This is a genomic window from Moritella sp. 36, assembly GCF_018219415.1.
In the GTDB taxonomy this organism is placed as follows: domain Bacteria; phylum Pseudomonadota; class Gammaproteobacteria; order Enterobacterales; family Moritellaceae; genus Moritella.
In genome coordinates, this window is sequence record NZ_CP056120.1 from 2,256,452 (window position 1) to 2,281,477 (window position 25,026).

Sequence of the window (25,026 nt, forward strand, 5' to 3'; positions counted from 1 at the left end):
AAATTTAACTAACGCTTTAAGTGATAGCCAACTGTATACACGGTTGGCTTTTTTATATGCAGAAACTTGCCTCTAGTTCTTAAAATCATTGCTTTACCGACTTTATCTGCAATCTTGTAATACTTCTGCTAAACTGCGCGGCATATCGTTTTTGTTGTTGTGTTTAGTAAGGTCATTATGGGTTTTTCTGCTTTAAATCTTAATCAAAATTTAATTAATACTGTTACCAAGTTAGGCTACGAAACGCCTACACCAATTCAAGCTCAGGCTATTCCGGCAATTCTGGAAGGGCGTGACATCATGGGTGGAGCTCAAACTGGTACAGGTAAAACGGCAGCATTTGCATTGCCTATAATTCACCAGTTAATGGCCCAGCAGTTAACCGCTAACTCAACAGAGTCAACGGCTAAAAAACAAATTCGAGCTTTAGTATTAACGCCAACGCGTGAATTATCACAGCAAGTACACAAAAGCTTTGTTACATATAGTGAAGACAGTGAATTAACGGCTGAACTTGTTTACGGTGGCGTGAGTATTAACCCACAAGTTAAAGCGCTTGCACAAGGTGCTGACATTTTAGTTGCAACACCAGGTCGTTTATTGGATCTATTAGATCGTGAAACGCTAACACTTGAGTTTGTTGAAAAGATCGTATTCGATGAAGCTGACCGTATGCTCGATATGGGCTTTATGGAAGAAATTCGTCGTATCCTAAAACACCTACCGAAAAAACGTCAAACTATGTTGTTCTCGGCAACATTTGATGATGCGATCTTTAAACTAAGCAAGAGCTTATTAAACGATCCATTATTAGTTGAAGTTGATACGCGTAATGCAGCGGCTGAGCAAGTTGAACAAATTGTTTATGCGGTTGATACTGATCGTAAACGTGAATTAACGTCTTACCTAATCGGTTCTCGAAACTGGCATCAAGTACTTATCTTTACCCGTACTAAGCAGGGCGCAGATAGCCTAGCAAAAGAAATGTGTAAAGATGGTATTAAGACAATCGCTGTGCACGGTGACAAATCACAGGGCGCACGTGAACGCGGTCTTGAAGATTTCAAAAATGGTAAAATACGCGCATTAGTGGCGACAGATGTTGCTGCCCGTGGTCTTGATATCGAACAGCTTAAACACGTAATTAACTTTGAATTACCGTTTAAAGCAGAAGACTATATTCACCGTATCGGTCGTACCGGTCGTGCAGGTCTATCAGGTACTGCTACGTCGTTAGTAAGTATTGGTGAAAACTGGTTATTAGAAGAAATCGAAACACTGCTTGATACCCGTTTAGTAGCGCAGTGGTTACCGGGTTATGAACCTGATCTAAGTAAACCTGTTGATGATGGCCGTGGTAAAGGTGGTAGCAAAGGTAATAACAACAGTCGTACTGCTGATAAACGTCGTGCTAAGAATCGTTCTTATGGTAAGAAAACAAATAATCGAGCGAAAAAAGACGTTAAGCCAAATAATTAATTTGGATACACTTTTTAGTTCATGAATGGCTAAGGTTGAAAGACCTTAGCCATTTTTTTCCTCGATTTATAACCATAACAAGCTCTCGCTATTACTTGGTAAATGAAATACGTCGTCAATATTCCAGAATTTTTGAACCCTTCATATTGTCCTTTCGAATTTAAGTTACAACCTCTATCTTTTTCAAAGAACCTGCCTATGATTTGAGACTAAGCTCTCAAATTGAAGGATATACCCTATTTGTTGGTGGATTCAGTCGAAAAAATTGGCAACATGAAGACGTTGTACTTATGTGCGTTCGCTTCTTTTTTGCTAAATAGTAAAAAGAGACTAAGTCCTAGTAAGGTAAAAATAAAAGGGTAGCAAGCATTTGGCTTTATATACCTATTTCTTTGCCTATGATAAGGAAATAAGAATGAATAATATAATAAAACTCTCACTAATTCTAATGTTCACGGGCCTTTTGCAGGGTTGTATCGTTTCTGAACTAGTTTCAGATAAAGAGATAAAAGCAACTGAGAATAGCGCTTTTACAACAGATGGTCGCTTGTTTGTTGTGGGAAAAAATAGATATAAAGAAAGTTGGATTTTTGAAATTATTAAAAATGTTGATGGTTCATATACGCATACGCCTTATGTTAAAGGAACGGTTGATGGGACAGCGTTAGGTGGTATCAATGACGCTCCTGATGGCGAAGAATGCACTTTTACTGGGTTAACGGCTAGTGGCTCATTGCTTTATGCTACTTGCATCCAGACGAGTGGCTTATTAGGCTTAAGGACTGAAGCAGTGTCCTTATTCCAAGTAGAAACTACGCTAAACAGTGAAAGAATCAAAACAGGTCATATGACTGATAGAAATTTCATTCAAGGGGACGCTGAAAAATCGTTCGACCCAAACTGGTTTATGGCAAATGGTATGGCGGTTGATAGTGAAGGGCATCTTTATATCAGTAATATCAAGGCCTTTTTTGCACCTAACGGAGATACAATCTCGCAAGTCACGATCACAGAAAATGGAGATACTAGCTTTTTGGACTTTAGCCATAAAACGTGGATCTCAGGAAACGAGCTCTTCCCTAATGGTTTGCAAATAGAAGGGGATACTCTTTATTATACGGGAGGCTCAAATATCCTCAAAGCTAAAATAAATCCAAATTTTTCGGCGAGTGACGTAAATGTTCATTACAATGGGTCAAAACTTGCGACCATTGATGACTTTGCTATTCATGAAGGCTATATAGCCTACTCTAAAATTTCTGTACCAGGTGCTGTTGTTATCTTGACACCAGCTGAATTTGAAGATAAAGCTAAAAAGTATTCAAGCATCCGCATGAAAGTGATACCGAGTAGTATTGTTTATCAGCCAAACTTACCTGAAGGTAACTCTTTATTTAATGAAGGAAATCTAGTGGTTACGTCATTCCTTAGTGGTGGTCTCTACAGAATAGCCTTGTAAGATACCCGCGTTTTTTGAAAACATTTACCTGGGATTGATGTCGATAGTGATAAATCACTATGATTTATGGCATCTAACATTCTTCACTGTATTCTAACTACCATTCGTAACCAAAATATGTAAATGAGACTGCTGTAAACCTTAATTTCCCCCTCCACTTGTAAGCCTGCTTTAATTGTACACATACGTCTATGTTTAAATCCGAACATTGACGTGTTTTTTAAATAAATAGTAGTTAAATCATCGGGATATTTATTTAAAACAAGCTAGATTGCATCGAAATGTATTGAACTGCACGAGAATAACCATCAATGGTATTTGGGTCTTTATCTGGTGTTTCTGAATTGTTAACATATTGTTATCAGGTGGTTCTAAGTAATTGATGACTAATACTAATTATAACAAATACTGGATTGTTTACTCTGCCACACAGTCGCTTTGTTCAATAAATTGTTTAGCTTAGTTTAGCTAAAATATAATGGACTGGAGAAAATGACCAAAATGTAATTCCCATTGAAACTAGAAAAAGGAACTAAAAATGTCACAAATGCCAATTGCAAATGTACTTTACAATGTGCAGACCGTTAGCGGAAGTTCAAATCGTCAACTACTGAGCTGCACATCTGATGGCTCAAAGGTTGATCTTTGGCATGACGATGATCATGCCGGTCGTCAAAGGTGGCGATTCATAGAGGTTTCACGAGGTCTCTACACGATTGAGGTGTTCGCCGGAGTAACAAACAAAAGAAAATATTTGAGTTGTACTTCTGGCGGAAAAGTTGATTTGTATCATGAGGTTGACAGTAGTGGGCGTCAACTGTGGAAGCTGAATCCATTGCCGGACGGTTCTTTTAATATTGAGATTTCGGGAGGTACGCATCAAGGTGAAAAATACCTAAGTTGCACAGGAGACGGGAGAATCGTTGATCTTTATCATCACGACAACGGCAGTGGCTGCCAGCAGTGGCAGTTGTCAGTAATTCTGTTATTTTCACTGAAGGAAGTTCGAATTAGGGCTAGCAGTTGACTTGAAGTCCGTAATGGTATTCCATTATTTAACACAAATTTACAGAAGTCTGTTACGGTCTCCAGTCAGGCTCGCGGCTGAACCATAATCTAGATAGATGATAAGCTATAAGAAAGGATCACAGGGTAACCCAGTGATCCTTGCTCAAGATACACTACATACGTATTAAGCGATTTATCCTTTTAATATAAAAACGTGCCGCATTAATCGATCTAATTTTTCTCTTGTTCAGTTTATTTAAGTTATAGTAAGCTCACTGTTTATAATAAATAATCTTTGTTCTTCTTCCTTTAACCATGAAGTAGGTATATGCGAGACCCAGACAAAAAGTTTTCTAAGTTAATGAATAAAGCATCGTCTCTTAAAGCTGACGGGCTGGCGAGCATTGCTAAATTACAGAACCGTTACTTTTGTGTTGGTATTACAGGCTTAAGTAAAAGTGGTAAATCAACCTTTATCACCAGCTTAATTAACCAGCTCATGCATCACGAGAATGCGAGCCTAGCTGGATTTTCACCCGTATTAAGTGAACGTTTGTTGGGTGTAAAAATGCACCCGCTAGCAGATGCAGATATTCCGGTATTTCCCTATGACAAGAACTACCAAAGTTTAACGCAAGCTGAAGCAAAATGGCCTGCATCAACCACTAATATTAGCGGTTGTTTACTTGAATTAAGACTATCTCGTTCGGGACGACGTTTAAATCCGTTAAAAGCAGAGCAGTTTTCTTTGTTTCTTGAAATTCGTGATTATCCGGGCGAGTGGCTACTCGATTTACCTTTACGTGACATGAGCTTTGCACGTTGGAGCGAACAATGCCAAGCGCAGTACCAAGTATCACCACGACGGGCGTTGATGGGGGAGTTGTTCGACGAATTATCACAGCTAGACCCATTATCCGTCGTTGACGAAGACGTTCTAAAATCACTAAACGTTAAATTTGTACAGTTTCTTCATGACTGTAAATATAAACACAGTAGTTTAAGTTTGATCCAACCAGGGCGTTTCTTATTACCGGGTACGGTTGAGAATACAGAACTATTGAACTTCGTGCCTTTACTTGGCTGTCAGAAATACAGTGACGATGTGCTTAATGGTGCGGCTGACAACAGTTATTACAAGCATTGCCAACATAATTATCAAGGCTATGTGAAGCATTTGGTTGAACCATTTTACAAAACATTCTTTAGCCGTATTGACCGACAATTAGTGCTGGTGGATGTGGTTAATACCTTAAATTCAGGGCCTGAATATCTTGATGATATGCGTCAGGCGTTAACCAGTATTACTGAAAGCTTTTCGTATGGTCGCCAAAATCGGTTAGTGCAATTGTTTAAGCCTAAAATAGACAAGGTTGTGTTTGCCGCAACTAAAATTGATCAGGTGTTAAGTGAAGACCATGATGCAGTGCGTCAACTACTGGGGGTAATTGTAAAACAAGCCTATAAGAGTGCGCAGCATGAAGGGGTACAACCAATCTGTGAAGCAACGGCTGCAGTACGTTCTTCTAAAGAGATAAAGCATCAAGGCGATCGTGGTATTACTGGACGAGGTGTGAATGGTGAACCAATTGGTTACATTCATCCTACTATACCAACACGAATCCCCGAGGGGGAACAGTGGCAGCCATTTTTAGATTGGCAAATACCCTTGTTAAATCCACCACAAGGGCTGTCGTACAGTAATCAGGATGTATTACCACATATTCGAATTGATACTATTTTAAATGAATTAATAGGGGACAAATGCCTATGACCAAGCAAGCGAATAGCAGCTCAACACGTAATCAAGGTAAAACCATCGACATGCAAGTCGAAGAAGCTGTGGTGACGGTGAGCCGTGAAGCAAAAATATTTATGCCCGATCTCGATAATGACTTGAGTAAAGTCCCCGCATCAATTACTGCTGAAGATGTGGTAGATGATACTTACCGTGGGTTAACGCTCGAAGCATTACCAATCAAAGGGTTAAAGTCGTTTGTTATCGGTATTGCGAGTATCTTTGGTGTGATGTCTTTATGGCAAATGTATACCATATTCCAAAGTGCTTTAGCCTTACATTGGATCGCTGCTGCAGGTTTTGCAGGATTGATTATCATCGTTGCTATGTTGGCATTACGTAGCGTGTTTAGCTTTATGTCTGATAAAGAAAATATGGCGGCATTAGCAGGGTTACAAGATAAGGCCGAACAATTAAAAATGACCAATGATGTTGGTCAAGCGAAAGGCTTCATCGCTAAGTTAACGCAATTTTATAAAGGCAAACCACAAGCGGCGCTGCTAGCTAAAAGCATTAAAACTATGCCCGATTACAGCAGTGATAAAGAAGCAATGGTGCATCTTGAACAGGTGTTTTTAGCTCCATTGGATAAAGAAGCGTTACGGCGTGTATCTAAGCACAGTTTACAAACGGGTATGGTGGTGGCTGCGAGTCCGTGGGCAACTGTTGATATGTTATTAGCATTATGGCGTAGTATGAAAATGATTGACGAGGTAGGGCAGGTATATGGCATGCGTCCTTCGTTGGCCAACCGTTACAAGCTATTAAAGAGCGTGCTCCGTTACTTGGTATTAATTGGTGTAAGTGAACTTGCAGTTGATGAAATGTTGCAAGAATTTGGCACAACAAGTTTAGCGGGAATAACAGGTGCTCGTTTAAGCCAAGGTGTTGGTGCTGGCGTATATACTGCACGTATTGGTTTAGCAGCTGTAGCGGCATGTCGACCTATTAGTTTTTCACCAGAGAACAAACCTAAATTGAAAGATTTTATAAAACGTATAATACAACGTATGAATGGTTAAATTCTCGAATATAAATGGGTTCGTTCCCCGCTAAATCCCACAGACGTAGTCTATCATTGAAGCTCTGTATACGAATTGTATTATTTTTAGAGTTAAATGATAGGCTTACTGACTCCTCACTGGCAGTAAGCAATATTTTCAACGGTCAAAGGAGTTATTATGTTGGAATACGTTGCACTCGGGTTACTGGTGTTTGTTGCTATTTTGCTGTTTTATGGTGTCATCGTTATACATGATATTCCTTATGAAATTGCTGTTCATCGTAATCATCCACACCAAGATGCCATCCATGTTGCAGGTTGGGTAAGCCTATTCACCTTACATGTACTTTGGCCGTTTTTGTGGATTTGGGCGACGTTGTACCGAACCGATCGTGGTTGGGGTTTCTCGGATGGTCATTCAAGTAAAGAGCACATCGAAAAATTAAAACTTGAACTAACCGAAGTTAAACAACGTCTTAATGCGTTAGAAGGGGAGAGTGAATAATGGATTTATTACTCATATTAACGTATACAGCCTTATGTATCGCGATATTCAAAATCTTCAAGATCCCACTAAATAAATGGAGTGTACCAACTGCGATACTTGGTGGCATCATTCTAATTGGTGGACTGGTGTTCACCATGAATTACAATCACCCATTTTCAGAGATTAGTCGGGAGTATTATGCGACTACGCCAATTGTGCCTGCTGTTAGCGGTACTGTGATTGAAGTACCAGTTGAACCGAATCAGTTATTGAACAAAGGTGATGTGTTATTTAAGTTAGATCCTAAACCGTTTCAAGACAAGCTGGATTCAATTGAAGCTAATTTAGTGGTTGCAGCCGCAGACTTTAAACGTGCGGAAGAACTGTATCGTAAAGGCATTGGCAAGCAACGAGATGTTGATCTGACTCGTGGCCAAGTTGATGACTTAACGGCTAAGCGAGAGTTAGCCTTGTATGACCTTGATAATACAGTTGTTCGTGCACCAACGGACGGTTATGTCGTACAACAAGCATTACGTCCAGGGATGCGTGCAGTGAGTATACCATTGCGACCTGTGATGGTGTTTAAACATAAAGGCGATAAGAATCTGGTCGGTTGGTATCGTCAAAACAGTATGCTGCGTCTTAAGAAAGGTTCGAAAGCTGAAGTGATTTTTGATGGGCTGCCGGGTAAGGTGTTTAGCGCGAGGGTGATCGGTGCTATTCCTGCGATCCCTGAAGGACAAATTCAAGCATCGGGTACATTAATTTCAGTTCAGACTGCGCGAATTCCAGGCCGTATCCCTGTATTGTTTGAAATCGATGATCCACGCTTCGAGCAATACAGTGATGTGATGATGGGGGGCGCGTATGGTCAGACAGCAATCTATTCAGAGCATTTTGAACACGTGGCTATCATGCGTAAAATATTGTTACGCATGGCATCTTGGATGAATTACCTCTTCCCATTCCATTAATTTTTTTGTTTTACGACTTTCCTAAAGGATTATAACCACGGTTATAGTCCTTTTTTATCAGGCGCTTATTACGATATCTTTACTCAGACTCGATATTCTCACCTTCTATTTCTTTTTTTAACCTTTTTCTTGGCTTTTTTAGGCGCTTCAGCAAACTCTTTATGGAAAGGCTGTTCTGTAACAACAGGAATGACTTGGCCTATGCTCTTTTCAATACTCTTTAATAGCGTTATATCATTTTCGACAGCAAATGAAATGGCCATTCCACTTTTCCCTGCACGTGCAGTTCGTCCTATACGGTGTATGTAGTTTCTTGGATCTTCAGGCAGGTTATAGTTAATGACTAAAGTAATATTATCAACATCAATGCCACGAGCAGCAACATCCGTTGCAACTAATACGCGTAAATTAGCGTTTTTAAAGTGCTGTAACGCTTCCTCTCTCGCTGCTTGTGTTTTACCACTGTGAAGGCTAGCGGCAGTTATGGATGCTTCTTCGAGTGTGTTAACAATGATGTCTGCGCCAGGCTTGGTTTTACAAAAGATGAGCACTTTTTTATAGTCAGATTCTTTCAGGAGATTAAGTAGCAAAGGTACTTTATTCGATTTTTCAAGATGGTATACACTTTGATTAATCAAGTCGATAGTAACCGTTTTAGCAGTAATTTGAATTTTTGTTGGATCCGTTAATATTGCTTCTGCAAGTATCTCTATTTTAGGAGGCATAGTAGCTGAAAACAATAGTGTTTGTCGGTTCTTTGGCAGTTTAGATATGATGCTTTGAACATCCTTAAAGAACCCCATATCAAGCATTGTATCTGCTTCATCTAATACAAATACTTCTAACGCCTTAAAATTTATATCGCCCGTTTTAATTAAATCCAATAACCTTCCAGGGGTGGCTACTAAAATATCAAGTCCAAGTGCGATAGAGTCAACTTGATCTTGTCTTCCTACACCACCATAAACAACCTTAGTTTTAAGCCCTAAACCATCAGAGTAGTCATCAATGTTTTGCATTATTTGCGAGGCAAGCTCTCTCGTGGGTGTTAGTATGAGCGAACGCGTGCTCTTAGCTTTGATATCTATTTTATTCCGCCCAAAATTATTGATAATAGGCAATGAAAAAGCCGCCGTTTTTCCTGTTCCCGTTTGCGCTATACCAAGAAGATCATTCCCATTAATAAGAGCTGGGATACATTCTTTTTGGATCTGTGTGGGCTGTTTATAGCCTTTAAGACTAACGCGGTCAATAATTGACTCTAAAAGTGAAAATTCTTTAAACTCTGACATGCTGGCTCGGTATTCTTTAATCAATAGCCTATTATTCTAACAGAATGCTTTAACATATTTAAGACGTATTCAAGATGACTTTTTCTGACAAATACCTACAAAATATCTCACAAAACAGTTCAGTAATCAGTGTTCTTCCCCCTGTATTTTCAGTCAACTATAGGGGGCTGAAATGACTCTATATTCACCGGAAAGAAAAGAAGCTGTCTTGTGTAGGATGTTACCATTTCAACTGAGTAATACGTTCTGTAATTCGGGGGGCTGGGGGGGGATTTAGTCATTATATCCTATCAAGGTTTTGTCCAGCGTTGGCTTAGTGCAATTACGTTAAGCAAAATTTACCAACTAAGTTAATCCAACTTATGTGTAATAAAATGACTAGATAGGCTGATTTTATACAGTGTTATTGGTATTTTGGTGAACCCAGTCTCGATTTGTCAAAAGGCCGTCAGCTTTACCTTGTAGCCTAAAATTAATATCAATATACTCAATAATATAGCGAGCCTTGTATATAACTTATAAGACTAAATAAATAATTTACAGGACAGCTCGCTTTCCGATAAACATGTAATTAATAAATTTGAAGTATAATCTTATTTTTCACTTGATTAATCTACTTTTATTGAGGTAATGAATTTGGGAAATCGAGAGTCCTGTTATACAAAACGCTAGTTTTCAAAAATGGATAGGTACATGTCTGAGAAAGAAGTAGAGATCGTATTATGTGTTCCTGGTCCATGGGTAGACCGGAGTGATTTAGTAGAGCGCATTGTTAAAGATAGTGAGGGTTATATCTTTGCAGGTATGATTCTAATGCACATGGAAACCAATCAATCTTTTGAGCTTGAATTTGAAGATTCAGACGAGCGGATGCTATCTGCTTTTGAAGCTGCTGGTTCTCACTGGAATAACTCGCCTGAAATGGATCTGATCTCATCCCACAAATCCGTTTGTTATCTAATTTCTAAAGGCGGTTCAATTGAATTTGCCCACTCAATAATGAACGCGGCTAATGCGTTACTAAAAGCAGGGGGACTTGGTGTTAAAGTTGAAAGTACAGGCTTAGCTCACTCGGCTAAAGACTGGGGAGAACAATGTGAATACAGCTATTTATTCAAAAGTCACTCATCATACGTTGTTTATGTAACCTCTGATGAGACTTATTCCTGTGGTATGCACAATTTCGGTCTTCCCGATGCAATTATTAATAGCGCAGACTCTGATAATGCTTCTGAATTACTCAGGGCTTTTACAAAATACATATTATCTGAATCACCAGATATAAATGATGGTCAAACATTCTCAGTAGATTCGGAATCTCCCGCGTATAAAATCACCAAACATCCCACTATTGATTATGGAGAAAATACGTTGTTCAATAATCCTTTTGGGATGTGGAAGCTCTACCCCTTAGAAGAAGAAACTAACAAAAGCATGTTGTCGGACTGGTTTTACGCTCCGCTCCAGAGCATCCGTAAATGCTGGCGTAATATGCCTTAGGAAAACGATGGAGCAATTAATAATCACAGCAGACCTTGATGATTTCTCGGTAGGTTTAACAGGTAAGGCAAATCTCAACGATTTCTCTGGATTTGGTGAGGCATGGTTTAACTTAGATGAAGTCACAGTTTTTTGTAAAAAGCTAAAGCAACTTGCCTCTGAAATGGCAGGAACAGCCGAATTAGTAGGCTCTCAATCTAAACCTGATGGTAGCGAGTATTTAGAAACATTTTCAATTCGGTGCTATGTGCTGTCAGCGTCTAAATTGAATGGAATTATCGGTGTTCATGTAACACTGGCGGATTACCCATATAGTGACTGTCGTAATAATGAGATTCGTAAACTATCTGGTGAATTACAGCTAAGAAACCATAAAATAGAAGAGTTCTCTGGTAACCTATTAAAATTAATAAATAACAGTCAAAGTGAGACTGTTTTGTATGGTGGCACAGGCATATAACAAGTCACTTAAAAGCACTCAGCAAGTTGTCACACTTTTTGCAAAGACCCGCAAAAAGCTTAGCTAACGTGCTTCACTAATTAAATTGGCGTTATGCATTAATTATGTCCAAAATGATAGAGTTACAAAATTGGTATTTATCCCAGTGCAATGAGGACTGGGAGCATTGCTATGGCATCAAAATTGAAACTCTAGATAATCCAGGCTGGAGTGTTTCAATAGAGTTATCGGATACTTACTTGGAAGATATCAAGTATCCAGAGTTTTGTTATGGAATGGGGGTTGATGCTGACACTAGCGGCAATGAATGGCTTGATTCAAAGGTAGAGTCAAACACATTCAAAGGTTATGGTGGCCCTCATAAGCTTGAAGAAATTATTACTGTGTTTTTAGCATGGGCAAAGTCCAATGCTTAACAAACGCAATCACGCGAACCGGTTTTAAGCTGCTTCCGCTTCGCTACATCAACTTAAAAGCCGTCCGGTGTGTGGGCGTTAGCTTAATGGGATGAATCGTGTGCTCGATAAATTAGCTTTAAAAACTCTTTATAACAAATACTGGAGTAGCTCAAAAGGTTGGGTAAACCAGGTTGTTGATCATGAAGCCCTTGAATACGCTAAAAACGCTGGCTATATGTTTGAAGATCGTATTATAACGCATGATGAGGCTTTAAAACTGAGTATGGAAGCTTTAAATAGATTAACCAAAAGTGATGTAGTAAACGCTTTTGTTTGTAGCTTATCTTCGAGAAGGTTGGATCTTAGGTCTGCTTTAAGTAGTTATGCGTGTGGTCAGAACCTTCCCGCTCATAAATTTGAATTATTAGAATATTCAACGTCCTGTTCCATATGTGGTGTTTATAATCAGACCGACAAAGTTGATTTAAATATACGTAATTTTGAGAGGTTTAAATTTGGCGGTGTTCGCCACCTTGAACCAAGTTACATTTGGTTAGACCTAATGTTATTTCAAAAAGAGAAAACCTCTTCCCCAACAGTAGATGATTTGGAACTACTAAAAAAAATTATGGTTGCGTTGAAAGAGCTTCCTGACGATAAACTTTCAAGTGCAGAGAAGTCTCTAAAATTTATTAAGAGCAACAAAACAGAAAGGGAAGGAATTATTTCAACTCTTGGTTACTGTGGGATACTTGAAGTACCAAATGAGAAAAAATTCTTTCAGTCATATATTAATAACTCTGAGCGTAGAAACTCTGATTACGCTAAGTCAGACTGGGCATACCCGACAGATTTGTGGAAACCAAGCTTTGGTTTAAATGAAACTGTGATTGATTATTGGTTTGGTAGTATATTAAGTTAACAAGCCAATTCAAAGGACAAAAAACAGCTGGTTTTTGTCCTTTTATTGGGGCGTTAATCTCATTTACCAATACTTTCTGTAATGCGAACCGTACCCTTTTAAGCATAAACTCTAAGCCGTTCCTGTCCAAGAATGAGTTAGCTAGCCTTGCTAACTCAAAATTGCCCCATTTAGGCTTAGAGTCGTTACTTACTTATAATATCCATATCAACTTGTCATACATTTTCTCATGTGAGGAGTTTGGTGCTTTCTCATATCACATGATTTACAGTTACGGATTGAAAACGGTGGCTAGTATTAATTGGCAGGATACTTTTCCTCTTCACGTAAAGTTAGGACATCATAACCTGAACTTGTTACTAATACCGTATGCTCAGATTGAGCTGAAAGTTTCTTATCTCGAGTAACTACTGTCCAACCATCTTTTTTGTTTTTTATTTTCGCTGAGCCTTGATTCACCATTGGTTCAATGGTGAACACCATGCCTTCCTTGAGTAGAAGACCTTGGTTTGGAGAACCATAGTGACTAACTTGTGGTTCTTCATGCATTTCTCTGCCAATACCGTGACCACAATATTCTCTTACTATGCTGTAACCATAAGACTCAGCATAACGTTGAATCGCATATCCGACATCGCCAAGTCTGGCTCCTGGTTTTACCTGTTTGATACCAGCCCACATTGCGTCATACGTGACTTCAACAAGTTTTTTAGCTAAAGGAGATGCGTCTGGCATAACAAACATTTTGCTTGAATCAGCAATAAAACCATCCTTTTCCAAAGTAATATCTAAGTTGATGATATCTTTATTTTTCAGAAATTGAGTTACTTTAGGTACACCATGACATACAACTTCATTGATAGATGAATTTAAAACATACTGATAGTCATACTGTCCCTTACTCGCAGGGCGAGCCTTTAAATCATTAACAATAAAGTTTTCAACTTTGTTATTGATATCCATTGTTGAAATGCCAGGCTTAATATAAGAATCCAGCATATGAAAAACCTGAGCAAGTAACTTTCCTGAATTTCGCATTAGTTCTATTTCAGTCGTTGTTTTAATATTCACGCTATTATTCATCATCCGATCCTTCGACTACTGTTAGATTTGAAATAGATACTTCTGCTGATTTCATAAGATCAGCGATGATTTGATTGAATGAAAGTTGAGGGTGAAGCTCTGCTAGCATGCCAATTTTCATCCAAAATTCAGCTTGTGAATTAATAGAACGTGACATAACTGAACTGGCTTTTCTTACTTCTGAATGAAGCTCATCTGATATTTTTACAATGCCCATCGATATATAGTCTGTATATAAAATGTATATGAATTGTATGTCATAGCTATTTAGTGAGTCAAGGTTAGTTTATAATACTCGAAGAATATATCTGTTGGATTTGTAATAGAAACGTTAACCAAAGCTATCTTGTTGGGCATAAGATCTAAGCCATTTCGGTCCAAGAATGAGTTAGCTAGCCTTGCTAACTCAAAATTGCCCCAAACCAATTTAGAGCTTAAACTCTCTCACAATATGTTCATATCAATTTGCCATACATTTGTTTATGGGTTCTATTAAATAAATGTTTAGTAACTTCAACAGACCTAGATTGGCTTTATTTGTAAGCGTATTTAAAATTAAGCCGTTGATTTATATGTCATACATCTATGTTATCATTATTTATACGGACCTGTATAAATAACAGCATTCTGTATATCCAAATAAGAGATAATACCAACCGATGATAAATATGATGTAAATTATTGTTATTGAACAATAATTTAATGCCCAACCCTTTAACGCTAGTGATTTTCTAGGTATTATACGGAATTCCGTAAAATACACTGTTATACGAATCATGGAAACTGACGAGCAACTCAAAGATCGCGAAAGGCTGGAGCGCTATATCGTTCGTGAATCTCTTATTAGTGTTATGAACAACACTAAATGGGAGAAGCTCCGAACTCTGATGCTCGAAGAAGCTGAAAGAAAACCAGCTTGGCGTGTGCGCTGCCTGAGAGATAAGCGGAAGGTTGAGCCACAATGGGATGGTGACTGGTTTTATCACCTCCCAGAGTACAAGCATATTGAGTGGCTAGAAATATACCCGATCAACAAAGAGCATAGGGGCCACGTACTGCCTGATAAAGTCACGGATAATACTGAGTATTTTGTCAGCCTTCTTAAGAATAACAGCATACCCTTTAGCATTGAGGGTGAGTCACTGAGAATTTGGGGCTATCAATGGCCAGGTCAAGCGGTAGAATACGTATAACAAGAAAAAGCAGCAACGCACAACAAGTTGTGCTGGACAGCCGTACCGGCCGCCGCTGTTTTAGGCGTTGGTATGACTCCCCACGTCAAGTAAAACGCAGAGATCCTTGCTAAAAAATATAGCCATAAATTCACTTTCATTAAATAAAGTGAGTTAACGTAAGAATGAAGCAAGTATATTCGTCGGTTATCATGCTGATATTCGTGGATTACTTGCTTTCGCAAGCAGCGCCTACCTTACTTATTTCGTCGTGACACCTGTCTTCAGTCTATGTTCGTGGATCAGCTAACTTTCATTAGCTACCATCCTAACGCCGTCGGTGATTGTGCCACACCCGATGCTTGATTCTATACGCTAACTCAACAACTTTTATCATGCAGGCACTCTCGATAGCCGTAATTTTGGCTCTACGGGTGTCAGCACTATTTCACGCGATATCGCCCAGATATAGGCAATCATTTCTCGCGCTATTGCCGTGACAATCACGTTATAGTGTTTGCCTCGACGTAACATGGTTTGATATCTGCGGCACAGCCTAAGCTGTGCTTTCCATGCGATATCTACAATGGTTTTACCTAGGTCTTCCTGTCGAAGTTGCAGTTCTGTGGAGATGTTTGCGGCAAAACGATAGGTGTGTGCTCCTTCAACAAGTAAGCGTCTTGCTCGACTATTACCACATTTGGTAATAGAACCAATCTTACGGCTGCCACCGCTGCTGTGCTCACTGGGGACAAGTCCAAGATAACTCATGAGCTTTCTTGGATGGTCGAAACGGGTTAGATCTCCGAGCTCTGCTACAACACCAGTTGCTACAAGTAAGCGTACACCTCGCATCGCTTGGATCGCTTTTACCACGGGGTAATAGCGCCAGTTTTTCACATGATGCTCAAGTTCATTATCGAGCCGTTTTAATCGATTCATACGCTCAGTTATTGTTTGTATGTATTCCTGCAAAACAATCTGTTGAGCAGGGTGCGGCAAGATCAATTCGGTTAACCAGCGTAAATGTTGTTTTGACCAATTGTCTTTCACTTTTGCTGTAACATTATTTCGCAGCAGCAAGGCTTTAAGTTGATATTTACCATCTTTAAGATCTTTCATTGCAGTTTCTCTGGCACGAGATAAATCTCGTACCGCTTCATCTTCAGGCTCGGGTACGTAAATAGCGGTTAAGTCTTCTGATTTAAGCAATTTAGCGAGGTTCATTGCATCACGCTTGTCGGTTTTTATTTTATCGCCTGGTTTCTTGGGGATAAGCGAAGGCGCGATGACATAACAACAATGGCCGAGTGATGTGATCAAACGGTAGATCCAATAACCACAAGGACCGGCTTCATAAACGAAGTGTAGGGTTGCATGTGGGTATTTTGATTCGAACCGACGCACCAATTTTGTAACTGATTGTTTAGTTGATGGATTCTTACCTAGGTGAATAGGTTTGACGCCCCGCACATCTTCAATATAAGCGACCTCAATAAATGATTTGTGTGTGTCCATGCCAATAAAAACTATGTTATGTTTACTCATGCTAGTCTCCAGTTTTATATTTTTGACAAATATATTATGGCTCTGGTTTTTAAAACTAACCCACGAAGTTGGAGGCTAGCACCTTGTGGGAGTCATTATGTCTATGTACAATGAAGGACAGGGGGTAGCGCGGAGTTATAGTGAAGCGCTGAATTGGTATCGTAAGGCCGCTGAACAGGGTCATGCCAGATCGCAAACAAACCTTGGTTATATGTATGCAGAAGGACAGGGGGTCACTGAGAGTTACAGTAATGCACTAATTTGGTATAGAAAGGCAGCTGAGCAAAATAATGCTAGTGCACAAAACAACCTCGGTGTTATGCATGAATATGGACAAGGTGTTACTCAGAATTACAGTGATGCGATGAGTTGGTATCGCAAGGCTGCTGATCAAGGCAGCTCGGTTGCACAATATAATCTTGGGTTTATGTATGCGAATGGATTAGGTGTAGCTAAAGACTACGAGCAAGCTGTTAGTTGGTATAGCAGAGCTGCGGAACAGGGCGATTCAAAAGCACAATATGATCTTGGGCTTATGTATGACAATGGAAATGGTGTAGCTAAGGACTATAAGCAAGCTGCTATCTGGTATGGTAAATCCGCTGAGAAAGGAGATGCAGATGCACAATTTAGTCTTGGAGAGATGTATGCTAATGGCGAAGGTGTTACGAAAAATGCTAAGCAAGCGGTTATATGGTATCGCAAAGCAGCGGAACAAGGCCGTTCAACTGCACAAGGAAATTTAGGGTTTATGTATGCGAATGGGTTCGGTGTAGCTAAAGATTACAAGCAAGCGGTTACCTGGTATCGCAAAGCTGCGGAACAGGGCAATTCAAGTGCACAATATAATCTTGGGCTTATGTATGACAGTGGGCATGGCGTAGCTAAAAATGATAATCAAGCTGCTATCTGGTATGAAAAGTCTGCTGCTCAAGGAGATGCAGATGCACAATTTAATCTTGGATTTATGTATGTGAATGGATTAGGTGTTGTTAAAGATTACAAGCAAGCGGTTAGCTGGTATAGCAAAGCAGCGGAGCAAGGCGATGCAGATGCGCAAGGAAATCTTGGACTTATGTATGAGAATGGATTTGGTGTTGCTAAAGATGAGCAGAAAGCATTAGAGCTTTATAAAAAATCAAACTCAGCCTGGTCTAAGAAAAAGCTCCTAGAGCTAAAAGCACGGTTAGATTAAAACGCGGTTATATTTTAGATAATAAAGTTTCAATTTCTAACTTGTTCCTGTCCAGCTTTGGCTTAGTGCAATTGCGCTAAGCCAAATTTTCCCCAAAATCAGTTGCGCAGATTAAAAGACAAGCAAACTGAATAAGGTTTTTGATTTAAAAAAGTTAGCGAGCTTACGGGAGCAAGCCGCTTTCTATCGAAGTACGAGATACAAAGTTGATCCTTCTTCAACAGAATAGTCTGCAATCGTCTTACTGTCCTCAACTTGCTTCCCTAAATATATAAGACGAAACGCTTCAGGTGGTATCCCTCCTTCTTTATCTTTTATCTTCAATTTCAGTACTTTAATAGTATCCGTTAGCTCTACACCATAAGTTGAAACTCGGTTAGATCCTGCTAGCTTTTTTACATTAATTTGTATACTCATGAACAATTCCCTGTTGTAAGTTGAAATATATATGACTACGTGGACTCTAAGCCACAAAACCGTATCAATATTTTATTATTATCAATGCTTTATCATTATCGTTAACATTGTATTGTCAAGTCAAGTCGAATAGGACGCTTTCTGTTTAATGGCTATTTAAACTCGATGGCTACGCGGCTTATCAGCAGGCAAGCAACAAACTTGTGGGCTGCTGGCTCATGCTCGGCGTAAATTCAAAGACGCGATAGTGGCACTAAGGAAAAACAAAGTAGGAAAAATGAGTAAGGCCGATATGGCACTGAGCATGATAGCTAAGCTGTTACGTAGAAGACAGTCGATTTAATGTAGACAATAACCGCGCAGTAAAACCTGACTTGTCGGGCGCGAAGCGAGGTGGGGGGCTTCAACTTAGCAGATGAATAATGATTATTGTGACAAAAAGTTATTGATACTAAGTAATATTTCTGTGCCTGTACTATTGAATAAGCAATTACCTTATGTGATTTGTATCCCTAAAGTGTTACGTGGTGGTTTAGTTTTCTTTTAGTGTTGCTATATTTAATTGTGCTTTTAATTAAGACATTCTTTCAATATATAAAATGGAAATTACACATATTATGGAAAACACTAAAATTACTGCTCGTACTGTATTATTCTTTTCAGATTTTAGTTTCGAAGGTTCTCAATATGGTCCTTATGAGGTTACTGATAAGGTGTATGACTGTGTTAAAGAAGATTTCAATGACAAAGCTTATTCAGTTAAAGTTGGATCTGCTTGCTCTCTCCACTGCTGGCAACACCAAGGCGCAGCGGGTGTTTATCGAGAGTACAAAGAAGACCAGGCTAATATAAATGAACTCCAAGGACTCTCTTGTTTTAAAATTGTTCCAGAAGAAAACCAAGTGGTTAAAATTCGTCTCATCGACCATTCAGGCTCTAATTCTAACGAATACACCTTGTTCGCTAAAATCGCAGGTAGCATTGGCGTTATGCCTGAAGTCATTACAACGTCTAATGATAATGATTATATTGCTGTTGGGGATATGACTCCCGAGCATGATATGTACATTTCGGTACAAGTTCGTGACACTGACCGTACATCTAGTAATTATGGTGAATTTGTTGCTAATGGGGCGCTGTATTTTAAAACTGATGGTGTTGAAGCATCTGTTGATTGGGACGCTTCTCTTAATTATCCTAAAAATATGGCTGTAGAGGTTAAAGGTAACAATTTATTCAATTTGATCCTTGATACGGTCAATTTTATGTAAACCAACGACGAGAATCGCGTTATAACCCTTTCGTCAGATTATTTTAACACTAACACGTATGGGCCGCATGTTTCACCATGTTAAGGCAAGTTTAAAATGTCACATTGTTGATATCTTTAATCCCGAGATAAACTTGCCTTGATTTGCTGCTCCAACATTACCACCGCGAATAACGATCTTATGGTTAGTGGGGATGAATAGATAATCTAATCAGCTCTGGTATTGCCTGGTGTAATGCCGAATTTTTTAGCTTTGATTTTCCATAAGCGTTTTGCTAATTTTTGCATATCAATATCTTTGTCATCTTCGTCGATAATTTCACGACCAATCAGAGTTTCCAAGATATCTTCCAGTGTTAATATTCCCCGAACAGTACCATATTCATTTACAATTAGCGCAATATGGATTTTACCAGATAATAATTCCTTCATGACATGAGATAAAGATATAACATCCAGAAAAGTTGGCATTTTTCGGAGGTAGTTATTTAATCGGGTATCTTTATTGCCGCGAGCCTGCGCCAATAGCAGATCAGAGCGGATAACAAAACCAACAATGTCATCTGGATCTTTGTCATAAATGGGTATTCGGGTAAATCGAGCTTTCTTATATTTATGAAAAAACTCTTCTACTTTTAAATTTTGGGAAGCACAAAGCATCACTGTGCTTGGTGTCATCACATCATTGGCCTTAATTTTTTGTAATAGCAGCAGGTTTTGTAATATGGTGGCTTCTTCCTTATCGATATGACCTTCCTCGGCACTTAACTGTGCCATGACGGTAAATTCATTGCGATTAAAACCTGCTGAGTCTTCCTTACCCTGAATGTTACGGGTAATAATTTCCGACATTTTGATAAACGGATACAATACAAAAATCAGAAACTTCAGACTGTAAGCGGTGACTGGGGCCAACTCCTTCCAATACGAAGCGCCCAGTGTTTTAGGAATTATCTCTGAAAAAACGAGGATCAGTAAAGTTAATACCGCTGAAACAATACCCAGTGAAGAGTTTCCAAAAACCACTGTTGCTTGAGCACCAACTCCTGCGGCACCTGCCGTATGCGCAATTGTATTCAGAGTTAGGATCGCTGCTAACGGCTTATTAATATCCTCTTTTAATACGTGTAGAATTCCACCTGCTTTATGCCCTTCTTTTTCCATTATGGCAATGTGTACACGAGACACACTCAACAAAACAGCTTCAGCAATAGAGCACAAGAATGAAAAAAATAAGGCAATAAATAAATACAATCCTAGAAGAAACATAACTTCCCCTTTTGCTACGGAATCCGCAAATTATTTATGTTAACTATGTCACTTCCGTTTTAAACGTACAACATCACTCATATAAAACATCAATTAAAATTTTATAGTTAACTGTTGAGTATCTTTACTTACCCAACAAAAAATAATGAGTATTACTATCAGCTAGTACAATAATTCTAACACGTTTATGTCCAACAATGGCTTAGTGCAATAATGCTAAGCAATAATTCTAAGCAGAATTGACCCCTTAATAAGTTAACTTGGTAAAACTTGATTATTTTTTTCAACATATTCCATGAGAGCATGACTGCACGGTTTTCCAGAAATAGATCATCGGAAACTTGGAATGTAATCTTGCAAACTTGCAACATGGACCTGAGTTATTTATCATCAAGGTAACTGAATTAAGAGTGAAAAATCCATGACACAGAAAGTATCAACAGAAGTGCAAACTGAATCGACACGCATTGCTAACGGTATTAAAAAACCAGGTCAAAGCAGAGAGCAGACTAAATTGATCGCGGCAGGTATTGAAAAGGGAATAGCCGAATACAAAAAACAGCATAAAGCTAAAGTTCGCCAACTTGATAAACAGAAAAAACAAAAAATTAGATCTAATACCGCGGCAGTAGCAAAAGAAAATGAAGCAGAGATTGAAATTGAACAAACAAAATCAAGTTCAAGTCGATTACCTTGGGCATTATTAGCACTAAGCTGGGCTGGTTTTGCAGGTTATCTTGTACAAACTGGTGTGCTTAAAGTAGGTTAATCGTTTTGCTACCTAATCCGTGAGCTCGCGACATCGGTTACAGACAGCATTAAATCTTATATTTAGTATAAGAATAGGTGTCATCCAGCGACACCTATTTGTATACATAGTGGGTGTTGTTAGCTTGCTATCCTGATAAATTTTGCGTATCCCAAAGTAATTCAGCATAACGTTCCATCGGAATGTTCATTTCTTCCTGCAGCCATTTACCTTTAGTCAGTAGCTCTGCTCTTTTTATTGAAGGGATGTTGTTTTTGAATGCGAGTACGATTGTATTTCCACTTTCGACTTCGAAGCTGAGTAGTCGGCCTTCAAATTCAAGTGCGAGTAATTCATCTAACTCTTGACGTGATTTAAGAGTCGTATGCCAAATATTGAGTACAAGGACACCTTGTTCGTTGAGTGCACTTTTACAATCAGACAAGTAGGATGACTGTATTTGCTTTGGTTCCATACCTGCTGAGTTGTATAGATCTGAAAAGATAATGTCGCTTTTCATGTTGGTATTTTTCATGTGGTTAACAGCATCGTCTATATGAATGAAGAGGCGGTCAGTGTCGGGCAAGCTAAAATATTTTTTTGCGGTCTTCGCTACTGCTTCACGGTATTCAACCACGTGTACGTTTAAGTCGGAGAAACTACTGAGTAGGTTCTTTGCCATTGAGCCTGCACCGAGTCCCATAATCGAGACTGTTTTTAGTATAGGGATAAACAATAAACCCGTCATCATAGCCTGTGTGTAGCCGAGTGCTAATCCATTAATATTATTCAGCTTCATGTAACTTTGATAGATCTTCCTATCAAAGCTGAGGATCCGGCTCGTCCTTGTTTCATAAACGTAGATAGGACCGTGTTCATCGACAGTGTGTGAAATACAGGTACCATTAATATCCATCGTATTTTAACCTTTTATATAGCCTTGTAAGCCCTAATGTCTAAGCTTAGTTCACTGATGAGGTAATCGTATTTAGTGAGTGTATAGTGGGATATTAAGCACCATGATGATAAATGACGCGTGCCTGTGTTGCAAGTTAGCGAAATAAAATGGTAACAAAGCATTAAACTAATTGTAACTTGATCTGTATCAATGGCTGGTATCAGTCTATGCGTTTATAGTTAATGTGAACAGCATGTAAAGTGATTCACACATGAGTAAAAGGCGGTAAAGATGGAATTATTACGCAATCCTAAATGTTACACGGACGTGTGTATTGATGGTACCTGGTATCATTACGATCACTGTGGTTCGAAAGTTTACTCTCTAAGTGGTGGCGCGGCTCCCGAGTTAGACCTTGCTCGTGAACCTGCGACAGAAACAGAGCTTATTGACCTTATTCATATAGCGGTTAATTAACCTTTTTTATTTTGTAGTACATACAGTGTCATCACTCAGCGACATTTGTATTTTGGACCTTTAGATGTATTAAGCATTTAAAGGTCATTTTTTATTCTTTACTCCTCTTTACAGTGTGATCTCTTTGCGTTTTCTGAATTTTGTCATATTATGTCACTCTATTTTGATTGGAGAAAACACATATATGAAACGCATTATGCTATTCCTTGCAACCAACCTGGCCGTAATGGTGGTTTTTAGTATTGTATTAAACATTATCTATGCAACTACCGGTATTCAATCAGGTAGCCTTTCTGGGTTGTTGGTGATGGCGGTATTGTTTGGTTTTGGTGGTTCATTAATCTCATTAATGATGTCGAAGAAAATGGCGCTACGTTCAATTGGCGGCGAGATCATCACAGAGCCTCGTAACTCGAATGAACATTGGTTATTAGAAACCGTTACTCGACAAGCAAAACAAGCGGGTATTGGCATGCCTGATGTTGCTATTTATGATGCTGCCGAGATGAATGCATTTGCAACGGGTGCTAAACGCGATGACGCCTTAATTGCGGTATCAACGGGTCTATTAGCACAAATGACACGTGATGAAGCAGAAGCTGTTGTTGCCCACGAAATCAATCATGTTGCTAACGGTGACATGATCACAATGGCCTTGATGCAAGGTGTTGTGAATACGTTTGTTATCTTCTTATCACGTATTATTGCTAATGCAGTAAGTGGTTTCACATCGGATGATGAAGAAGGCGAGGGTGAAGGTGGTAGCTTTATGACTTACTTCATCGTATCAATGGTGTTAGAAATGCTATTTGGTTTCTTAGCAAGCTTCTTAACAATGTGGTTCAGCCGTCAACGTGAGTTTAAAGCAGACTCTGGCGCAGCAAAGCTAGTTGGTAAAGAGAAGATGATTGCTGCACTAGAACGTCTAAAAACAAGTCAAGAAACACAACTTGAAGGCTCGATGATGGCGTTTGGTATTACAGGTAAGAAGACGATGATGGAATTATTAATGAGCCATCCACCGCTTCAAAACCGTATTAACGCATTACGTAACCTTTAATTTACGGACGTTATAAATAATCATTTCTGATGATTAAGTTAGCCCCATTGGTAGTCTTACTAAAATAAGATTATACCTTTGGGGCTTTTTTGTTACTATTTCATACATTACTCATACATTTGAAATTATTGTAGGTGATATAGTCGTTTTAACTTATTTAAATGAGTATATTTTCTATGGATAAATCATTCCTTGTTACACATAATGATAGAACAAAGCGAGTCTGGAATTTAGTCCTACAATCATCAGCTGATAAATCAGCTATTTCTAATACATTGTTTACTCCTAATCTTGGTATAAATAGAGCTGCAACGGATCTTGCATCGAAATTACATCAACATATGCAACCTGGGAATAGACCTTGTTATTTAATTATCTCGATATATGATCCAATAGACGAAGAGCAGTCTAAAAATTTAAATGATAGAAGAGCAAAGTCGGCTAGCTCAGTAGCAAACACTTTGGGTACAATAGTTACAGGTGGTTTAACCCCTGTAGCTGGACCTTGGGTGGGTATACCAGCTGGCGGTTTGACTCGATTTGCGATTTTAGACCTTATGTTGTCTATAAAACGAAACTGGAATAGCGGTGATATATTAATTACGGTAGACGGAAAAGTAAACGGTGGAATTGGACAGCCACATTCGAGTCAGTATATAGTGATATCTCGTAACAGTTATGATAAAAACAAGTTGGATCGATAGCTATGGACATGTTAATTTCTATCTGTATTGCAGGTGCCCTCTATTTTATTCTCACCCGATTTTTTTGTAAAGGCATTACACTGTATTCAATTTGTACAGTTTTAATCGTAATGAGTTTATACCTAACAAATACTGTGAATGAACTTTCAGATTGGGCTTATTTTGGAGTAATTATCGGTGCTGTTGCAAGTATTATGAAGTCTGATAAAAATATTAATTAATAAGACCATATCAATGTTGATTAAGTTAGCCCCATTGGTGGTCTTACTAAAATAAGATTATACCTTTGGGGCTTTTTTGTTTTCTGTAAGATAATTAACCAAAGTAACTCTTTATGGTTAATTAAATGTTTTTATACGTTTAAAACGTGATAGACAAACGAATAATAAATATCAAAAAAGT

26 protein-coding genes are annotated in these 25,026 nt (G+C 38.8%); 19 read left to right on the top strand and 7 right to left on the bottom strand.

Annotated elements, in window-relative coordinates:
- Window positions 1-177: 177 nt before the first annotated feature.
- The 7 genes from HWV03_RS10130 (at window position 178) to HWV03_RS10160 (ending at window position 8,211) form a co-directional block, all read left to right on the top strand.
- Window positions 178-1,479: a DEAD/DEAH box helicase gene (locus HWV03_RS10130; protein ID WP_211679585.1), complete on the top strand. Its 1,302-nt coding sequence runs from the start codon at window positions 178-180 to the stop codon at window positions 1,477-1,479.
- A 415-nt stretch (window positions 1,480-1,894) separates the two neighbouring features.
- Complete coding sequence (locus HWV03_RS10135; RefSeq protein WP_211679586.1) at window positions 1,895-2,938, top strand: hypothetical protein; 1,044 nt, start codon at window positions 1,895-1,897, stop codon at window positions 2,936-2,938.
- 538 nt (window positions 2,939-3,476) lie between these two features.
- Entirely contained in the window at window positions 3,477-3,965 is a 489-nt protein-coding gene (locus tag HWV03_RS10140) for an RICIN domain-containing protein (protein WP_211679587.1), read from the top strand.
- A gap of 309 nt (window positions 3,966-4,274) precedes the next feature.
- Window positions 4,275-5,720, top strand: coding sequence for a YcjX family protein (locus tag HWV03_RS10145; protein WP_211679588.1), 1,446 nt, complete (start codon window positions 4,275-4,277; stop codon window positions 5,718-5,720).
- Window positions 5,711-6,766 (top strand): TIGR01620 family protein, encoded by a 1,056-nt coding sequence (locus HWV03_RS10150; RefSeq protein WP_211679589.1) that lies wholly within the window; start codon window positions 5,711-5,713, stop codon window positions 6,764-6,766. The genes HWV03_RS10145 and HWV03_RS10150 overlap by 10 nt, the downstream gene beginning before the upstream one ends.
- A 159-nt stretch (window positions 6,767-6,925) precedes the next feature.
- Window positions 6,926-7,252: a DUF3302 domain-containing protein gene (locus HWV03_RS10155; protein WP_211679590.1), complete on the top strand. Its 327-nt coding sequence runs from the start codon at window positions 6,926-6,928 to the stop codon at window positions 7,250-7,252.
- Window positions 7,252-8,211, top strand: a complete 960-nt coding sequence (locus tag HWV03_RS10160; RefSeq protein WP_211679591.1) for an HlyD family secretion protein — start codon at window positions 7,252-7,254, stop codon at window positions 8,209-8,211. Before HWV03_RS10155 ends, HWV03_RS10160 begins: the two co-directional genes overlap by 1 nt.
- Before the next feature lie 98 nt (window positions 8,212-8,309).
- Here the strand turns inward: HWV03_RS10160 and HWV03_RS10165 are convergent, their stop codons facing one another.
- The gene (locus HWV03_RS10165; protein ID WP_211679592.1) at window positions 8,310-9,503 is read right to left on the bottom strand and encodes a DEAD/DEAH box helicase; all 1,194 of its coding nucleotides are present in this window, start codon (window positions 9,501-9,503) and stop codon (window positions 8,310-8,312) included.
- Between the two features lie 693 nt (window positions 9,504-10,196).
- Between HWV03_RS10165 and HWV03_RS10170 the strand changes: the two genes are divergently transcribed.
- From HWV03_RS10170 to HWV03_RS10185, 4 genes are all read left to right on the top strand, one after another.
- Window positions 10,197-11,003 (top strand): DUF4261 domain-containing protein, encoded by an 807-nt coding sequence (locus tag HWV03_RS10170; RefSeq protein WP_211679593.1) that lies wholly within the window; start codon window positions 10,197-10,199, stop codon window positions 11,001-11,003.
- Between the two features lie 7 nt (window positions 11,004-11,010).
- Window positions 11,011-11,463, top strand: a complete 453-nt coding sequence (locus tag HWV03_RS10175; RefSeq protein WP_211679594.1) for a hypothetical protein — start codon at window positions 11,011-11,013, stop codon at window positions 11,461-11,463.
- 104 nt (window positions 11,464-11,567) lie between these two features.
- Window positions 11,568-11,879, top strand: a complete 312-nt coding sequence (locus HWV03_RS10180; protein WP_211679595.1) for an immunity 53 family protein — start codon at window positions 11,568-11,570, stop codon at window positions 11,877-11,879.
- A gap of 100 nt (window positions 11,880-11,979) precedes the next feature.
- Window positions 11,980-12,783 carry a hypothetical protein gene (locus tag HWV03_RS10185; RefSeq protein ID WP_211679596.1) on the top strand — a complete coding sequence of 268 codons (804 nt, stop codon included), beginning with the start codon at window positions 11,980-11,982 and terminating at the stop codon, window positions 12,781-12,783.
- Window positions 12,784-13,080: 297 nt separating this feature from the next.
- Here the strand turns inward: HWV03_RS10185 and map are convergent, their stop codons facing one another.
- Together map and HWV03_RS10195 are read right to left on the bottom strand one after the other, a co-directional pair.
- Window positions 13,081-13,866, bottom strand: a complete 786-nt coding sequence (gene map, locus HWV03_RS10190) for a type I methionyl aminopeptidase (protein ID WP_211679597.1) — start codon at window positions 13,864-13,866, stop codon at window positions 13,081-13,083.
- Window positions 13,859-14,083, bottom strand: coding sequence for a ParD-like family protein (locus HWV03_RS10195; RefSeq protein ID WP_211679598.1), 225 nt, complete (start codon window positions 14,081-14,083; stop codon window positions 13,859-13,861). Before HWV03_RS10195 ends, map begins: the two co-directional genes overlap by 8 nt.
- Window positions 14,084-14,642: 559 nt before the next feature.
- Between HWV03_RS10195 and HWV03_RS10200 the strand changes: the two genes are divergently transcribed.
- Window positions 14,643-15,059, top strand: a complete 417-nt coding sequence (locus HWV03_RS10200) for a DUF6678 family protein (RefSeq protein WP_211679599.1) — start codon at window positions 14,643-14,645, stop codon at window positions 15,057-15,059.
- Window positions 15,060-15,431: 372 nt separating this feature from the next.
- Here HWV03_RS10200 and HWV03_RS10205 read toward each other — a convergent pair whose 3' ends face one another.
- The gene (locus tag HWV03_RS10205; protein ID WP_211675068.1) at window positions 15,432-16,586 is read right to left on the bottom strand and encodes an IS110 family transposase; all 1,155 of its coding nucleotides are present in this window, start codon (window positions 16,584-16,586) and stop codon (window positions 15,432-15,434) included.
- Between the two features lie 97 nt (window positions 16,587-16,683).
- On the opposite strand from HWV03_RS10205, the gene HWV03_RS10210 reads away from it, so the two are divergent.
- Complete coding sequence (locus tag HWV03_RS10210) at window positions 16,684-17,781, top strand: SEL1-like repeat protein (RefSeq protein ID WP_211679600.1); 1,098 nt, start codon at window positions 16,684-16,686, stop codon at window positions 17,779-17,781.
- A gap of 183 nt (window positions 17,782-17,964) precedes the next feature.
- Here HWV03_RS10210 and HWV03_RS10215 read toward each other — a convergent pair whose 3' ends face one another.
- Entirely contained in the window at window positions 17,965-18,198 is a 234-nt protein-coding gene (locus tag HWV03_RS10215) for a ubiquitin-like protein (protein WP_211675276.1), read from the bottom strand.
- 617 nt (window positions 18,199-18,815) lie between these two features.
- Here HWV03_RS10215 and HWV03_RS10220 point away from each other — a divergent pair.
- Entirely contained in the window at window positions 18,816-19,469 is a 654-nt protein-coding gene (locus HWV03_RS10220; RefSeq protein WP_211679601.1) for a beta/gamma crystallin domain-containing protein, read from the top strand.
- Window positions 19,470-19,675: 206 nt separating this feature from the next.
- Here the strand turns inward: HWV03_RS10220 and HWV03_RS10225 are convergent, their stop codons facing one another.
- Window positions 19,676-20,737 (bottom strand): CNNM domain-containing protein, encoded by a 1,062-nt coding sequence (locus HWV03_RS10225; protein ID WP_211679602.1) that lies wholly within the window; start codon window positions 20,735-20,737, stop codon window positions 19,676-19,678.
- A 421-nt stretch (window positions 20,738-21,158) separates the two neighbouring features.
- Here HWV03_RS10225 and HWV03_RS10230 point away from each other — a divergent pair, with 421 nt between their 5' ends.
- Window positions 21,159-21,506 carry a DUF2956 domain-containing protein gene (locus HWV03_RS10230; protein ID WP_211679603.1) on the top strand — a complete coding sequence of 116 codons (348 nt, stop codon included), beginning with the start codon at window positions 21,159-21,161 and terminating at the stop codon, window positions 21,504-21,506.
- Window positions 21,507-21,633: 127 nt separating this feature from the next.
- On the opposite strand, the gene HWV03_RS10235 is transcribed toward HWV03_RS10230, so the two are convergent.
- Window positions 21,634-22,401, bottom strand: a complete 768-nt coding sequence (locus HWV03_RS10235; RefSeq protein ID WP_211679604.1) for a spermine/spermidine synthase domain-containing protein — start codon at window positions 22,399-22,401, stop codon at window positions 21,634-21,636.
- A gap of 273 nt (window positions 22,402-22,674) precedes the next feature.
- On the opposite strand from HWV03_RS10235, the gene HWV03_RS10240 reads away from it, so the two are divergent.
- The 4 genes from HWV03_RS10240 to HWV03_RS10255 all read left to right on the top strand — a co-directional run bounded on the left by HWV03_RS10240 (window position 22,675) and on the right by HWV03_RS10255 (window position 24,845).
- Window positions 22,675-22,860, top strand: a complete 186-nt coding sequence (locus HWV03_RS10240) for a hypothetical protein (protein WP_211675281.1) — start codon at window positions 22,675-22,677, stop codon at window positions 22,858-22,860.
- 184 nt (window positions 22,861-23,044) lie between these two features.
- On the top strand, window positions 23,045-23,920 hold the full coding sequence (gene htpX / locus HWV03_RS10245) for a protease HtpX (protein WP_211679605.1): 876 nt from the start codon (window positions 23,045-23,047) through the stop codon (window positions 23,918-23,920).
- A 176-nt stretch (window positions 23,921-24,096) separates the two neighbouring features.
- Window positions 24,097-24,624, top strand: coding sequence for a hypothetical protein (locus HWV03_RS10250; RefSeq protein ID WP_211679606.1), 528 nt, complete (start codon window positions 24,097-24,099; stop codon window positions 24,622-24,624).
- Between the two features lie 2 nt (window positions 24,625-24,626).
- Window positions 24,627-24,845 carry a hypothetical protein gene (locus HWV03_RS10255; RefSeq protein ID WP_211679607.1) on the top strand — a complete coding sequence of 73 codons (219 nt, stop codon included), beginning with the start codon at window positions 24,627-24,629 and terminating at the stop codon, window positions 24,843-24,845.
- Window positions 24,846-25,026 lie beyond the last annotated feature (181 nt).